This is a genomic window from Paenibacillus sp. TC-CSREp1 (assembly GCF_050171015.1).
GTDB lineage: Bacteria > Bacillota > Bacilli > Paenibacillales > Paenibacillaceae > Paenibacillus > Paenibacillus silvae.
In genome coordinates, this window is record NZ_JBNOKM010000009.1 from 187,921 (window position 1) to 203,101 (window position 15,181).

The 15,181-nt window shown below is 47.7% G+C and carries 12 protein-coding genes; 7 read left to right on the top strand and 5 right to left on the bottom strand.

What is annotated here, in order from left to right; translation table 11 throughout:
* The first annotated feature begins 35 nt into the window (after window positions 1-35).
* Complete coding sequence (locus ACQSGY_RS15680; RefSeq protein WP_427052558.1) at window positions 36-842, top strand: Nif3-like dinuclear metal center hexameric protein; 807 nt, start codon at window positions 36-38, stop codon at window positions 840-842.
* Between the two features lie 270 nt (window positions 843-1,112).
* Window positions 1,113-1,883 (top strand): divergent polysaccharide deacetylase family protein, encoded by a 771-nt coding sequence (locus ACQSGY_RS15685; protein ID WP_427052640.1) that lies wholly within the window; start codon window positions 1,113-1,115, stop codon window positions 1,881-1,883.
* Here ACQSGY_RS15685 and ACQSGY_RS15690 read toward each other — a convergent pair.
* Window positions 1,858-2,613 (bottom strand): N-acetylmuramoyl-L-alanine amidase family protein, encoded by a 756-nt coding sequence (locus ACQSGY_RS15690; protein WP_427052559.1) that lies wholly within the window; start codon window positions 2,611-2,613, stop codon window positions 1,858-1,860. The genes ACQSGY_RS15685 and ACQSGY_RS15690 overlap by 26 nt on opposite strands.
* 191 nt (window positions 2,614-2,804) lie before the next feature.
* Between ACQSGY_RS15690 and ACQSGY_RS15695 the strand changes: the two genes are divergently transcribed.
* Window positions 2,805-3,041, top strand: coding sequence for a YqzE family protein (locus ACQSGY_RS15695; protein WP_427052560.1), 237 nt, complete (start codon window positions 2,805-2,807; stop codon window positions 3,039-3,041).
* A 167-nt stretch (window positions 3,042-3,208) separates the two neighbouring features.
* Here ACQSGY_RS15695 and ACQSGY_RS15700 read toward each other — a convergent pair whose 3' ends face one another.
* From ACQSGY_RS15700 to ACQSGY_RS15710, 3 genes are all read right to left on the bottom strand, one after another.
* Complete coding sequence (locus ACQSGY_RS15700) at window positions 3,209-4,183, bottom strand: hypothetical protein (protein WP_427052561.1); 975 nt, start codon at window positions 4,181-4,183, stop codon at window positions 3,209-3,211.
* A gap of 103 nt (window positions 4,184-4,286) precedes the next feature.
* Window positions 4,287-5,507, bottom strand: coding sequence for a YqhG family protein (locus tag ACQSGY_RS15705; RefSeq protein ID WP_427052562.1), 1,221 nt, complete (start codon window positions 5,505-5,507; stop codon window positions 4,287-4,289).
* Window positions 5,508-5,512: 5 nt separating this feature from the next.
* Window positions 5,513-7,273, bottom strand: coding sequence for an SNF2-related protein (locus ACQSGY_RS15710; RefSeq protein ID WP_145402863.1), 1,761 nt, complete (start codon window positions 7,271-7,273; stop codon window positions 5,513-5,515).
* 345 nt (window positions 7,274-7,618) lie between these two features.
* Between ACQSGY_RS15710 and ACQSGY_RS15715 the strand changes: the two genes are divergently transcribed.
* Entirely contained in the window at window positions 7,619-10,294 is a 2,676-nt protein-coding gene (locus ACQSGY_RS15715) for an adenosylcobalamin-dependent ribonucleoside-diphosphate reductase (protein WP_427052563.1), read from the top strand.
* Between the two features lie 98 nt (window positions 10,295-10,392).
* On the opposite strand, the gene ACQSGY_RS15720 is transcribed toward ACQSGY_RS15715, so the two are convergent.
* Window positions 10,393-10,749: a DUF3221 domain-containing protein gene (locus tag ACQSGY_RS15720; protein WP_427052564.1), complete on the bottom strand. Its 357-nt coding sequence runs from the start codon at window positions 10,747-10,749 to the stop codon at window positions 10,393-10,395.
* Between the two features lie 129 nt (window positions 10,750-10,878).
* On the opposite strand from ACQSGY_RS15720, the gene ACQSGY_RS15725 reads away from it, so the two are divergent.
* From ACQSGY_RS15725 to ACQSGY_RS15735, 3 genes are all read left to right on the top strand, one after another.
* Complete coding sequence (locus ACQSGY_RS15725) at window positions 10,879-11,736, top strand: ATP-binding cassette domain-containing protein (protein WP_427052565.1); 858 nt, start codon at window positions 10,879-10,881, stop codon at window positions 11,734-11,736.
* Window positions 11,733-12,449, top strand: a complete 717-nt coding sequence (locus ACQSGY_RS15730; protein ID WP_427052566.1) for a hypothetical protein — start codon at window positions 11,733-11,735, stop codon at window positions 12,447-12,449. Before ACQSGY_RS15725 ends, ACQSGY_RS15730 begins: the two co-directional genes overlap by 4 nt.
* Window positions 12,450-12,935: 486 nt before the next feature.
* Window positions 12,936-15,026, top strand: a complete 2,091-nt coding sequence (locus ACQSGY_RS15735; RefSeq protein WP_427052567.1) for an acyltransferase family protein — start codon at window positions 12,936-12,938, stop codon at window positions 15,024-15,026.
* Window positions 15,027-15,181: the final 155 nt, after the last annotated feature.

Here is a 15,181-nt window from a genome sequence, read left to right on the forward strand (position 1 = left end):
CACCAGCTTAAGATGAAGTTAAAGGAGGAGCAGAGATGAATGTACAGCAAGTCATGGAAACGGTGATTCAGGATTCCTACGGGGACCAACGTCTGCCTGCTACGGGAGATGTGCTTGTCGCTGGAGAAGCAGGTACGAAGGTAACAGGCATTGTGACCACATATATGGCAACAGTCGATGTTATTCGGCAGGCTCATGCCATAGGAGCTAATCTGATTATTACACATGAGCCAAGCTTTTATACGGGAGCAGATCAGCTGGACTGGGTACAGCAAGATCCTGTGTATGAAGCCAAGCGAAAGCTTATCGAGGAATGTGGTATGGCGATCTGGCGATACCATGATTACATGCATATGGCACAGCCGGATCGAATGTACACGGGATTGATCAAGGAGCTGGGCTGGGAATCCAGACAGGTTGATTATCCGCATCCATGGATTTATGAGATGGATGCGTTGAAGCTTCGTGATCTGGCTGAGGAATTGAAGCAAAAGCTGCACATGGATGTTATACAAATTGTAGGAAACCCTGATATGACATGTTCTCGTATTGGCATTCTTGTTGGTGGAGGAAGTCTGGGGTTAGGCAAAGAGTCGATGCCAATGGAGCTTATGCGAGAACAAAACCTGGACGTCATGATCTGTGGCGAGATTACGGAATGGACGCTTTGCGCATATGTCAACGATGCAGCGATGCTTGGATTAAACAAGGCGATGCTGGTTATCGGGCATGAGCGCAGTGAAGAGTGGGGCATGAAACATATGGCCGATTGGCTACAGCCTCTTGTTGGTGAGATTCCAGTGCATTTTCTGGATGCCAAAGAGCCTTTTCTGTACCTGTGATAAGCTGCAATTCAAACTGTATAGAATTTGAAGTCGAACGTAAAGCCTGCGAATGCAGGCTTTTTGGCGTTGGGATTGGACTTAGAATGAATTGGGAACGTGAACTTACATAGAAGTGGCGATGGAATCAAACAATGAGAACACGAAGTTCAAAAGGAGGCAGCAGGGATGAAGGAAAAGGATATCAAGCGAAAAAATGGCGGGTACAGGTATTCTGATACCTGGGGATTTCGGTGGGCAATCCTGCTCTGTGTGGCAGGGGTAATCAGCATGACAAGCGGATCAGGAGTATCCGCCAGTCCGGATGGCATATCATCAGCTCAGCCTAATCGAATGGCGATTATTATTGATGATATGGGCAATGACATGAAGGGAACTGCCGAAATTTTGAATATGCCTGTCAAGCTGACTGTAGCGGTTATGCCTTTTTTGCAAACGACCAAGAAAGATGCTACGGCCGCACATGAAAAAGGGATGGATGTCATTGTTCATATGCCGATGGAACCGAAGAAGGGAAGACCAGAATGGCTTGGTCCGGGGGCAATCACTTCCAATTTGACAGATGAGCAGGTGCGGGAGCGTGTGGAAAAAGCCATTGATGATGTCCCTTATGCCATCGGCATGAATAATCATATGGGGTCAAAAATTACATCTGATAAACGCATTATGTCCATCGTGCTGGATGTCTGCCGGGAGCGCGGTCTGTTTTTTGTGGATAGCCGGACCAATTTTCGTTCTATTGTAGGGGAACTGGCCGCCGCCAAAAACATGCCTCCCGTTGGCAATGATATTTTCCTGGATGATAAGAACTCCAAGGCACATATTCGTAAACAGCTTCATCTGGCTGCCCAGCATGCGGTGGACAAAAAAAGCTGTGTTGTCATCGGCCACGTTGGACATACAGGCATGAACACCTCTGCGGTGATTCGTGAGTCGATATCAGGTTTGCAAAATCAGGTTCAATTCGTAGGCATCAGCGATCTCGTGCGGGATGTGTGGCACTGGCAGGCAGCGCCTACACTACCGACAGATAATAAATAATGCCGTCTGCAATGGATTGTGCAATTCGTTTCTGCTCTTTCGGATCACTGATTCTGGCTCGATCAGCAGCGTTGCTTAGAAATCCGGTCTCTACAATGACGGCAGGCTGCTTCACATAATTCAGCAGGTAAAACGGTTTGCCCCATACCACTTCACGATGTGTGCCGCATGAACGGTTCATCGCATCCTGAATCGACTGTGCAAGCAAATAGCTGCGACCTTCTTTCTGGTGAAGAACGACAGGGCCATGTGTAGCCGCACGCGGGCTCCAGTTCGCATGAATGCTGACGACAATATCGGTACTCACTTCTTCACTGAGGCTTTTACGCTGTGCCAGATCTCTAATGTGCCGTGAACGGCTGTTCAGCCAGCGGTTCTCATCACTAAGCGCATAATCTCCGAGACGATTAATGATGACCGCATACCCTTTGCTGCGGAGCAGCAGGTAGACTTTTTGACTGATCGCCAGATTAACGTCTTTCTCCAGCACACCAGCTTCGGTTGTACCGCCATCAATACCGCCATGTCCAACATCCAGCAGGATCACGGGTGCTGCAAAAGCATGGTGGCTTGAGCGGTAAGAATCTGCATCCGTGATCGGCAGCATCGAGGGCTGGTGAACCGGAGAAGGATTGGCATGAATCGGCAGCGAAGCGAAGCACATATCTATAGCGGGAAAAGAATGAAAACTGATTAGCAAGGCCGCAGTTGCGGCCAACAGTTTATACATGGACACACACTCTCCTTCATAAATAGGGATCTGTAGCAGATTCGGGACGTTGTGGATACCTTTGGCATTAGACTGTGCAATCTGATGTATTTCATACGCGGCGGTTCAAAAAATGTTTAGGTTGATCATGTCCTGCGCACAATAGAAGTAACGTCCTTTCATTAAATGTTATATAAAAGGAGGGCTTCAATATGGCTAAAGGTGATGAGCTTGTTAAATACATTACACAGCGCGTCGTTCACTATATGGACACACCGAAAGATGAACGTAAGGAACGAAGAGCACAGAGCAGAAGGAAAGAGCCATGGTCAATAAAGTGGTTTGGCATGATTCCGTTTGCGGTTTCGCTCTGGGTTGGCCAAAAAGAAAGCAGCATGAAATTGAAGCATCGTAAACACCACTCGTCCAAAAAAAGAGAACACACATGAAATACGGTTACAGTGAAGCCGTTTTTATCTGTCGACACACCTAAGAAGACGCCGTTATGAAAAGGGGGCGTCTTCTTTGTGGTCAGTGATGATGTTATTCTATAAGTTCCATAAGTGCACTTTATGCTCTGGATTGTATTGTACTGCTTTAAATACTCTGCTTGTTATTACGGGTTAATAATATAAAAATGTCCATCATTCCGCAGTGTACTCAAGGGGACGAATCGCTGAACCGAGTGCTGACCGCCTAATGCAACGTAAAGAATAGAATCAGAATCTTTGTGCCACCGCTGATGCGCGCTTACCGGCAATGGACCGCCATAGAACAGATTGCTTTCCCCTGCCGAGAAGACGAGAGCCTCGTTCTGATTGTACTGCAGCCATTTCTCGATACAAGCAGGCTTGAGCGGTTCCGATGTCAGCCAAGCCAGCTGCAGGGAAGGATCAAACGCCGGATGCATGTATACCTGATTTGTTCTCACGACTTTCACAGCGGAGTTGTCTTGCGGTTCAAGCATTTCAGCGGCACCCCATGATGAGGAGGGAGCATTGTTCTCCAATTGTTGTAACGTATGACCAGGTAACAAATCACCATTGGATGCATCCACGTACAAGGCGTCCTGATTCGGTTGTTCCAGCCTCCAGTATGCAAGCAGGGGAGGCGCGTAATGTGCTGTAATCTTCCCGCCAGCAGCCTGAACCATCGCCTGCTTCAGATGAAGCCGCTCCAGTGCTTGTCCCAGCAGTTCGTTATCATACAGAGCTTGTTCCCCCTGACCATACTCGCTGAGTGTAAGCTCTCCCAGACTTGTAACTGAAATAATCATATATCCTACACGTTTGTCCGTAATGCTGGCCTGAACAAACCAGCCATGCGTTCCGGGTCCCAGTGGATAATAGTCCAGCTTGGCAGCAAGCCAGTCCGAATTGGACGTGCCGAGTGCACGTGCCTGCTGCTCTGCATATTGCTGTACGGCAACAGGGGCCAGATGGTTTGTCGGTGCAGTCGCATAGGCTGTCGGCCAGAACGAGCTAGTGGCAAAGCTGATCATCAGGATCAGGAGCACGTATATGCGCCTATGAATACGGCTTTGTTTTCGTCCGAAATCACTCTTCATCTCAACACCTTCTTCCTGATTCAATTGTAGAGGCTCCTTATTGCAAAGGATGCTGCAACATGTCGGTCAGGCGGTCATAAATAAACACTACTTTTGCCAGCATTTGCAGGAAAAGTAGTGTGCTCGTCTATCTTAGATGAAACATGCCGCTGCTGATTGCAGTGACCTTCACCTTTGGCTCATATTGCCAGATCATCTCGGTTCGCCGTGTCTCATACTGCCGTTTCATCGCCTCACGATCCATAAACGCCTGTTTTGCTTTATCCTGCTCCGGGTCAGCCTGCTGTTCGGCGGGAGTCAGGGCAGGTTCAGCAGCAAGCTCTGCATCACTCGCGACTGGCTCCAGCATGCCCCGAACCCGATTGTTGAGAGCCTGCACAGGCGGGGCTTCAGGTGGCGAAGGGACAACCTGATTATTGGACGTTTCACGGACAGTTAATCGATTGGAAGCGGCCCGGGCATGTTCTGTTTCTTCGGACTTCTCAACCTCAGGCATATCTTCCCTCAGCACCGCCTCATAATACGCATCGACTACATCCAGCTCCATTTGCAGACGTTCCTGCGCTTTTTCAGCCCAGCTGTAATCCAGTTTGCTTAGCTGACGGGTCAGATGTGATTCAAGTGCTGCTCCTGCATCCGCCAAAGATATTTTGGGTGCCTGGGCATGCATATTCTCAGCCAATCTTGGGCTAAGGTCGCGCCGGCTCAGCTTGCTGCCAAAGTTCTCAACAATCTCGCCTGAACGCAAGGAAATGCCGAGAAAGTGAAGTTCCTCCCGTTTCAGGTCACAGGCAAACTCGATTTTGAAGCAAACGCCGAGCCAAGGCTCATACACAGCAGGAGCTGTCGCACGAATCTGTCGTTTGGCAGCCTGCTCAAACAGATTGACAAAAGCTCCGCCTTCACGGGCTGCTGCAAAAATCTGCTGTAATCTGCGGCTGCCATACACTACGTCTTCACGCAAAATACGACCAGGACCTAGCTGCGGCATAGATGGTGTAATGCCAAAATATCGCCCGAGAATGGTATCTTTGGGTGCGCTTGAGTCCGTTTCAGGTGCTGCTGGAGCAGGCTGTGCAGCCTTCGCAGCCTTCGCCTTGGCTTCCGCTGTTTCCATCATCTGCTGATAGGCCTCCGGGTCAAAAACAAAGGTAAAAGACATCGTCTCCGGCTCCACACCGACACGTTCTACAAACCCCCAGTAATAGGGGCGGTTGGTTAACGCTTTATCTGCTTCAGGCGACAGCTTGACCGTCACATGGGCAGGTGATCTTTCAAGGATTTGACAATCGAGAGCTTCAAGGTAAGTCAGGACATAAGCCTGTATTTCATGTGATGACATCGTCATGGATATCAGCGTCCTCCTTTGTGAAGATCAAGTTTGGTGATCAGAGGAACTTCACTCGCAACGTCGCGCTGAATGGAATGCAGCGACTGCCCGAGCGAATCCATTTTGCGGCGAATATCGTCTTCGTTCTCGGATTCCAGCATAATTTTGTACAGACTTTTTTCAATGGATTCATTTTTCTCCAGCCGCTCCAGAATGACGTCCAGACCGCCAATGACCATCTCAAACATATTAATCTTCTCGTGCAGCAGGTTCAGAATGTGCTCTTCAATCGTGCCTTTTGTGGACAGGTTGAAAATATTAACGTCGTTCTGCTGACCGAGCCGGTGAACCCGGCCAATCCGCTGCTCTACCCGCATCGGGTTCCAGGGCAGATCAAAGTTGATCATGTGATGACAGAATTGCAGGTTGATGCCCTCACCACCCGCTTCTGTTGCAATCATCGCCTGTACACGTCCCCGGAAAAGATCCATCATCCAGTCTTTTTTACCCCGGTTCATGCCGCCCCGATAAGGAACAGCTGTAAGCCCGTTATTCCGAAAATAGTTCAGCAAATACTCCTGGGTAGCCCGGTATTCCGTGAAGATAATGACCTTTTCATTCATATCCCGAATCAGTTCCATCGTTTTCTCGGCTTTTGTATTTTCCTTGATCGCCTTGATGTGTGCAACGAGCTCCCAGATTTTATCCCGCAGCGGAGAATCGAGCGGCAGCTTCTTCGACAGATTGACAAGAGTTACAAACACGGCATCCCGGCTGCTGCATACTTCCCGCTGCAAAGTGACGAGGGAGAGCATGCTGCTGAGATTGCCCCCAGCCTCCTGATACTGGTCTTTTACAAAGGAGGTAACTCCGTCGTAAAGCGCCTGCTCCTCAGGGGAGAGACGAAGATCGACGTTGGAAACATTACGTTTGGTGAACTGTACCGGGCCTTCGCCGCGTCTGTTACGGATCATGACCTTGGACAGCTCATCCTTGAGCTGCTCCTGATTTTTGGGCACCCGTTTATCCACCACAAAGTTGGCGGCGAAATCCCCCTGACGACCCAGCTGACCTGGCTTCAGCAGATTGATCAGATTAAACAGCTCGCTCATATCGTTCTGCACAGGTGTAGCGGTGAGCAGCAGGCAGTATTTTTTACGTAACTGCAGCATGAATTGATAGTTGGTCGTTTTTTTGTTTTTAAGTTTATGTGCTTCATCAATGATGATCATGTCATAGTCCATACTTAGCAGCATATCTTTGTGCGGGTCCCGTTTGGCCGTATCCATCGAAGCTACAACCACATCGTTTTGCCAGGAGTATGCTTTTTTCTGTGCTACGGCAGGAATGCCGAATTTGGAATTGAGCTCACGCACCCATTGCAGCACAAGGGATGCAGGCACAAGAATTAACACTTTCGATACCAGACCACGCACCATATATTCTTTCAGAATAAGGCCAGCTTCGATTGTTTTGCCCAGACCTACCTCATCGGCAAGAATGGCACGGCCTGACATTTCAAATAATACTTTTCGTGCCGTATCCATCTGGTGAGGCAGCGGGGTTAAATCTTGCAGATGCTTCAGACATTGAATTTCGTCAAAATTAGGGATCAGATTTGTTTCTTCAGCCTGAATGCCCAGTTGAAAGAGTCGATAGTCTCCCCATGGGCCGCCTTTATCCAGACGGGATTCGAGCTGGTCCAGCCAGCTTCGATCAAACTCAAGCGGCACGGGTATTTCAGCTGCAGGCTGTTTGAGGTGATGCGGATGTTTCCGGTTCATGCTGCGTCCTCCCCTGTCATGCTATATAGATGACGTTTTATTTCGTAGGTAATAGTATGGACGAACGAACGCCAGTTCATAACCTGTAGTGCAATTCCGTCATGCTACCGATGGACATTCTCAAAAAATTCACAACCTGCGCAAGAGAGCGTACAAGAGAATATGAAAGAGCTTGGACGAGTACATGCTCCTCCAATAATGTTTCTATGACAAAAATCACATGGAAAATCAATATATTGTGTAATATACTGGGTTTATATCACTATATGTAGTGTTTGTGCATATTTTATTCGCAGGTATGAAGTGAATCAGGTGAATAGTCTATTCAGGAGGGTGATTGGAACGATGACATCCAACAATACACAAACGAATCAACAAGAATATAGTCAGAACCACAAGGATAATCACACGCACAGGCTGGAAGGGCTCAGCGAGAAAATATTTCTCGATCGTTATGCGTGGAAGGACGCAGATTCGTCACATGCCAAAGTCGGAGATATTGTGCTTGTTCTGACCAAGGATGATCCCAAGTTTCCTATGAAGGAAGTGGGCGAGATTGTAGATCGGCAGGGACAGCAGGTTAAAGTGCGAACACGAAGTGATGCAGTCATTGAGACGGATGTGGAGAAGCTGACACTTACCATCGAGAAAACACCAGAAGAGATGTGGGACCGATTGGCGAAAGCCGTTGCCTCTGTTGAAACAACACCTGAGCAGCGCACAATCTGGGAAAGCCGCTTCCGCTCGGTGCTTGAGGACTGGAAGCTGGTTCCGGGTGGGCGCATTGCAGCCGGGGCAGGGGCGAGTGAAGAGCTGACGCTGTTTAACTGTTATGTCATTCCTTCTCCCCAGGATAGCCGGGGCGGCATCATGAAGACGCTGACGGAAATGACCGAGATTATGGCTCGCGGGGGGGGCGTGGGCATTAACCTGTCTTCGCTGCGTCCGCGGCGGGCTGTCGTAAAAGGGGTGAATGGTTCGTCAAGCGGCTCTGTATCCTGGGGTGGTCTGTTCAGCTATACGACTGGACTCATCGAACAGGGCGGCAGTCGTCGCGGTGCGCTGATGCTGATGATGAATGACTGGCACCCGGACGTGCTGGATTTTATTACGGTTAAACAAACGATGGGTCAGGTAACCAATGCGAATTTGTCGGTTTGCGTGAGCAATGCTTTCATGGAAGCCGTCAAGCAGGACGGCAATTGGGAGCTTGTTTTTCCCGATACCAACGACCCTGATTACGATACGGCATGGGATGGCGATCTGAGTAAATGGAAGGAAGCAGGTCACAAGGTTATCTCCTATCGGACCGTAAAAGCACGTGAAATATGGCATACCATTATTGAATCTGCCTGGAAGTCGGCGGAGCCTGGCGTTGTATTTATGGAGTATTACAACCAGATGTCCAACAGCTGGTATTTCAATCCGATTATTTGTACAAATCCTTGCGGCGAACAAGGCCTTCCAGGCTGGGGAGTGTGTAATTTGTCAGCGATTAACCTCTCCAAATTCTATGATGAAACGAATCATGATGTGGCGTGGGAGGAATTGGCGGAAACGACTCGCATCTCGGCCAGATTTCTGGACAATGTGATTGATGCGACGCCGTATGAAGAGAATCGACTTAATCAGCAGCGCGAACGCCGGGTGGGATTAGGCACAATGGGGCTGGCGGAGCTGATGATCAAGCTGCGTATCCGTTATGGCAGCCCGGAGTCACTTGAATTTCTGAATCAATTGTATGGCTTCATGGCAAAGGAGGCCTATCTGGCTTCGGCGGACATTGCTGCGGAGAAAGGTGCATTTCCGGCGTTTGAGGTAGAACCTTACTTGCAGAGCGGATTTATGAAACAGATGACGGAGGTGTACCCGGAGGTCGAAGAGGCGATCCGTGAAAAAGGGATTCGTAACGTGACGCTGATTACTCAGGCACCTACGGGCAGCACGGGAACGATGGTGGGCACATCGACAGGCATTGAGCCGTATTTTGCCTTTAAATATTTTCGTCAGAGCCGTCTCGGTTATGATGAGCAGTTTGTGCCGATTGCCCAGAACTGGCTGGAGCAGCATCCCGGTGAGCCGCTGCCGGATTATTACGTGACGGCGATGGACCTCTCGGCTGAAAATCATATTCGCGTACAGGCCGCCATTCAGAAATGGGTGGACAGCTCCATCTCGAAAACGGCGAATTGCCCGGCTGATTTTACGGTGCAGGATACGGCAGAGCTGTATGAGCTTGCCTTTGAACTCGGCTGTAAAGGGGTAACTATCTACCGGGATGGCAGCAGAGATGTGCAGGTGCTCTCCACGTCGAAGAAAGAAGAGAATGAAAATGAGCAGGAAAATGAAAGCCCGGCTTCCGATCAGCATACAGAGGTCATGGAGAAAAAACAGGTTACGCAACGCGACGAGGCTTCAAATGTCCTGGATAAACAGTACAAACGCCGTCCGCAGGTGCTGCACGGTGCAACGTACAAGATCAATACACCATTTGGCATGGCATACATTACGATTAATGATCTGGACGGAACGCCCGGAGAAATTTTCCTGAACGTAGGCAAGGCAGGCTCGGACGTGTTTGCCATGGCAGAAGCGTTGGGCCGTGTATGCTCCCTGTTCCTGCGGTATGGCGACCATGGTCACAAGGTGGAGCTGCTCATCAAACATCTGAAAGGCATCGGCGGTTCAGGGGCGATCGGCTTCGGAGCCAACCGGGTGGAGTCCATTGCAGATGCCGTTGCCAAAGCGCTGGAAAGTCATGTGCAGATGCATGAGGATGAGAACGATACTGGTGTGGTCGAAGGTGCACAGGAAATACAGGGAAAAGAGAAAGTAGCTCTTATCAAGACCCAGATGCAGCATTTGTATTCGACAAACCCGGAAGATGCGGGAGTTGAGATGGATGGACAGAAGGCTTTTATCCAATCCATCGATTTATGTCCTTCATGCGGCTCGGCGTCTCTGATCAATATTGAGGGCTGTAAAACATGCAGCAACTGCGGATATAGCAAGTGCAATTAATGTTTTCCAAAAAGAATACGGAAATTCAGGACTGCGGCAGCATGATTATCATGTTGCCGTATTTCTTTGTATATTTTTCAAGGCGTGTTCATGACCAGTCACTGTTCAAGCCGTTCGATGCTGACAACTGTTCTTATAGGTGGCAGGGATTCCAACTGATGCACTTCAGCAGTAATTTTTACTTTGAGACCTACATCGAGAGTTTCATAGGCCTTCTTATTTACATAATAGTACGAGGCTTCAGGCTGTTTCTGTGCCAGCGCAATAAAATCTTCAAGCTGTCCATTATGCAGAGCTTCCTGACCAATCTGCTCAAGCACCAGGAATTTGTATTTGCCGTTCTCCTCTGTTTTGTAAACGACAGTGCCCTCGTACACGGGATTCGTCTCTGTTTCGGGAGAACATGCGGAAAGTATGCTCAGACTGAGGAACATGAACAAGATTATTTTTTTCACCTTGAACCTCCTGTTGAAGCTGCCATTTTAAAAATAATGATATTTAAAATACATTATATACCTTATTTTGCATTAATCATGGTAATCTATGTTTATATTCTTTCATATCTTGATTAAGGCGGTGAACAATTGACATCAAAGGCGCTGTTAACATTAGAAAAAGCATCAAAGAAATATGGTAGTCGAGAGGTTTTAAGCGATATTTCGCTTACGATTAGTCAAGGGGAGTGTACTATTTTAAGAGGCAGCAATGGGTCTGGGAAAAGCACGATGCTCCGAATGGTAAGCGGATTAATCTCCTTAACGTCGGGTCAAAGGTTACTTGAGCATTCGGATATCGTGATCGGATATACACCTGACCGCTTATCCAAACTAAGGATGACTTCAACGGAGTATTTGACACATATGGGGCAAATAGCTGGAATAGCTAGAAGAGAGCTGAAAGAACGCATTCAGCAGCTTCATCAATTTTTTAATCTTGAACAAAGTGATCATGTGAAGATGACTCATTTCTCCAAAGGAATGCTGCAAAAAACAAATGTCATGCAGGCTATGATCAAGACACCACATATCCTTGTATTGGATGAGCCTTTCTCAGGATTGGATAATGAATCAACAGGACATTTGCTTCATTCTCTGAAGGCAATTAAAGATGAAGGGACAGCGATTCTGGCAGCCGTTCATGATCCCTTGTTAGCAAGTCAACTGGAAAGTAACACGTATTGGATTCGTCATGGGAGATTAAGCAGGGAGAATATAGCTCCTTTTTCAGAACAGCAAATAGTATATTTTGAACTAATAGGTATGATAAATCGCAACCTTATAGATCATCTGGTTGAATTATTCCCGAATGTTACATATAAGAGCAGTGAAAGCGGTCATATAATCATAACCTTTATGTATAAAGATTATAATGGATTTTTACCCGAGTATATCATTAGAGGCGGAGAGATTATCAGCTTAACCCGAAAGGAGCTAGGCTCATGATCGCAATCATATCCTATTTGCATACTTGTTTTATGCGATCTTACCGCTATGGTCCTGGTGCTTTTGTGTTTTTTATGGGGATCATTTTCGTGTATAGTGTTGTTCCGAACCCGGTTATGGCTAGTTATGCCTTTTCCACAACATTTATATTTATTATTGCTGCTGTCCTTTGTTATGCGTTGATTGATATTGAAACGGGAAATCAGGAATCAGTAACTGTACTACACAGCGGCAGTCTAGTAAAACTTTACGTTTCGAAATTGTTATATAGCTGGCTTTTTACGACGCCTTTAGCTCTTTATGCCGTTGTTTTTCCAGCGATATTTCAAAAGTTCGATCGAAATCCCAGTGTAGAAGAATTAGGGATGTCCCTGATCTATCATCTCGCTGCATCCTGGCTGGGAATCGCCTTGGCTTGTTGGTTTAGCTCCAAGTTTATCCGTTCCCGCGTAATGTCTTTTCTGATGTTAAGCGTTCTTGTAGTGATTACGCTCTCTGTACAGGGAATGGAACAGCTTTTGCCAGATGGATTTAAAAACATGACTGTACTGCTACCTCCACTAAATAGTGTTGTAAATGTCTTGGTTCATTATGATTCTCAAACCCCACTTCATAAACTACTTGCCGTCATTGCACCATTGGTTTATGGGGCTGTTACAGCAGGATTATTTCTTGTAATGATTCACAGGCGGAAGCTGGATTCAAGGCATTGATTCCACCTCTGGAGTCCTAGGCATGAAGATGCAATTCGAAGCAAAACTTTCAATCGGGTTACAGATCGGTTTATAATGGATAGTGGCTGCTGAGCAAGTCGGCAGCTTTTTTCTATTTGCAGAGGTCGTGGTAATTTTCCCCAGACGGTAAAAAGGGCTATATTAAACGTTCAATTTGCAGTATGATTTTACAGCTGGTTGGCTGGCAGGAAAGGTTACATGAATTCAACTGGATTGTAACTGTTCTTGTAAAGAGTTCAGGCTGATCTCAGGCGTATAATATAGATCGTAATCGTGAGTTCACGAGAAAATAGATATCAGTTTTACCAATTATACAACTAAATTAATAGGCAAAACGTCTTCTTTATGTTGTAAATGAAAGATGGAAGGTGCAATACGTATGTTAATAGCAACCAGAACGACCGAAGGTTCCAGAATGCCCCGATCACCATGGATGTGGATTGGCAGTAACAAGGAGGGGCGTGCATGTCACAAGCAGTAAAAAGAAAAAGGCATATGAACGGGCTGGATGGCCTGCGGGCTATCGCGGTAATTGGCGTGATCGCGTATCATCTTAATTTGGATTTTATTCCGGGCGGGCTGCTCGGCGTCGGTATATTTTTTGTTCTGTCCGGCTACCTGATCACGGATATTCTTCTATCTCAATGGCGGGAGCATGGACGTATCTCACTGGGAGAATTCTGGTTAAGGCGATTCAGGCGCCTGCTGCCCGGGATGCTGACAATGACAGCGGCAGTGATGCTCTGGCTGGCATGCACGGACCCGTCCCGGCTCGCCTCACTGCGAGGGGATATCGTATCCGGTATCATGTACATAAGTAATTGGTGGTATATTTTCCACCATGTATCCTATTTCGAAAGCTTCGGTCCGCCATCGCCTTTTGGACACTTCTGGTCACTCGCAGTAGAAGAGCAGTTTTATCTGGTCTGGCCGTTGCTGCTGATTGCCGCAATTATGTTGTTCAAAAGAAAAGGATGGCTGGTCGTTTTCATCGTTGTTGCCGCTGAATTGTCTGCCGGTGCAATGGCGATTATGTATAACCCGGATCTGGACCCCAGCCGTGTATATTATGGGACAGATACCCGTGCTTTTGCTCTGCTGGCCGGAGCCGCATTAGCTGTAGTCTGGCCGAGCCGCAAGCTGTCCAATGCGCTGCCTGCGATGAACCGACTGGCTTTGGATGCCGCGGGGCTTGGTGCTCTTGCCGTGTTGATCTATATGATGCTGAACACCAGCGAGTATGATTCATTTCTGTATCAAGGGGGCATGGTGCTGCAAGCCGTCGCCGCGACTGTGCTGGTAGCGGTGCTTGCTCATCCTTCATCCTTCCTGGCACGTATCATTGGTGCCAAGCCACTTCGCTGGATCGGTGAACGTTCCTACGGAATGTATTTGTGGCATTATCCGGTTATCGTATTAACGAGTCCTGTTGTAGATACGGGGGGTTCACATCCTGTACGTATGATGCTTCAGGTGATAGCAACGATAATACTCGCGTCCTTGTCATTAAAATATATTGAAAATCCGATTCGGTATAATGGCTTCCGTGACTCCTTATCCAGACTGTGGGGAAGAGGCCGGACATCTCTCGTTCCTCGTCATGTATGGTGGAAACGCACAGGGCTGTTAATGACCCTCCTGCTGTTATGTTACAGTGTGTCTCAGATGGTGTTGCCGGTTGCAGCCAACTCCGATTCTCATACCGTGTCTATGTCTACGGTGTTAAATGGAGAGAAGTCTGCAGAAGAAAAGGGGCAGAACGTTCTGCCGGCTGGAACGAAACCGGCAGGCTCTGATAAAACGAATCAGGATGCTCAAGCAGGTTCACAATCAGGTGTCAAAGGTAAACCGGAAAAGAATAACAAGCCGGAAGACGGGGATGCAGCAGGTTCCAAGCCCGCCAAGACAAACGATGCCTCCAGCGTAAATGAGGATCAGAAGAATGAAACGTCAGACAACGAACCTGACAAGAGTTCTGCTAATGAGGGGAACGCGGAAGCAGATCAATCCGGGTCCGAAGCTGTGAACGGGAATAAGGACACAGCAGATTCAGGTGAAAAGGATGAACCGTCCACACCTGTCATGCAGGATGGAAAAATCAATTATACTGTTATCGGAGACTCGGTTATTCTGGATGCAAAACCGTATCTGGAGCAGAGTATCGGTGGTGTATATGTAGATGGTCATATCGGCCGCCAGATGTGGCAGGCTGGAGATGTGCTTCAGGATCTGAAGCAAAACAAACAGCTGGGCAGTCAGGTGGTGCTTGAGCTCGGCACGAACGGTTCATTTAATTCCAGAAGTTTGAAAGCCGTGCTGGACGGCTTGAAGGATGAAAGCCATGTCTACCTTGTAACGGTGCGTGTTCCGCGTCCATGGGAGCGGACGGTGAATAAGGCTCTGGAGGAAGCAGCCTCTAACTATAGCAACGTTTCGCTTATTGACTGGTATGGGGCAAGTGAAGGCCATGATGAATATTTTGAGAAAGACGGTGTGCATCTGACCGTCACGGGTTCTGAAGCTTTTGCAGCATTGGTGAAGAGCGGTATTCAATAATCGATATGTTTGTTATAACGGATCACCTTGTATCTCGATGGATTTTGAACTTATATATGTCTTACCGTATACGGATGTGATTCATGTCCATCCACCATTGATTAAAGAGCTCTCCGAGAGTGATATCATTAACGATACAATGATGATATTGCTTG

Excerpts from the sequence above, each read along its gene's own strand:
- ACQSGY_RS15680 (WP_427052558.1), top strand. The coding sequence starts at position 36 with ATGAATGTACAGCAAGTCATGGAAACGGTGATTCAGGATTCCTACGGG.
- ACQSGY_RS15685 (WP_427052640.1), top strand. The coding sequence starts at position 1,113 with ATGACAAGCGGATCAGGAGTATCCGCCAGTCCGGATGGCATATCATCA.
- ACQSGY_RS15690 (WP_427052559.1), bottom strand. The coding sequence starts at position 2,613 with ATGTATAAACTGTTGGCCGCAACTGCGGCCTTGCTAATCAGTTTTCAT.
- ACQSGY_RS15695 (WP_427052560.1), top strand. The coding sequence starts at position 2,805 with ATGGCTAAAGGTGATGAGCTTGTTAAATACATTACACAGCGCGTCGTT.
- ACQSGY_RS15705 (WP_427052562.1), bottom strand. The coding sequence starts at position 5,507 with ATGACGATGTCATCACATGAAATACAGGCTTATGTCCTGACTTACCTT.
- ACQSGY_RS15710 (WP_145402863.1), bottom strand. The coding sequence starts at position 7,273 with ATGAACCGGAAACATCCGCATCACCTCAAACAGCCTGCAGCTGAAATA.
- ACQSGY_RS15715 (WP_427052563.1), top strand. The coding sequence starts at position 7,619 with ATGACATCCAACAATACACAAACGAATCAACAAGAATATAGTCAGAAC.
- ACQSGY_RS15730 (WP_427052566.1), top strand. The coding sequence starts at position 11,733 with ATGATCGCAATCATATCCTATTTGCATACTTGTTTTATGCGATCTTAC.
- ACQSGY_RS15735 (WP_427052567.1), top strand. The coding sequence starts at position 12,936 with ATGTCACAAGCAGTAAAAAGAAAAAGGCATATGAACGGGCTGGATGGC.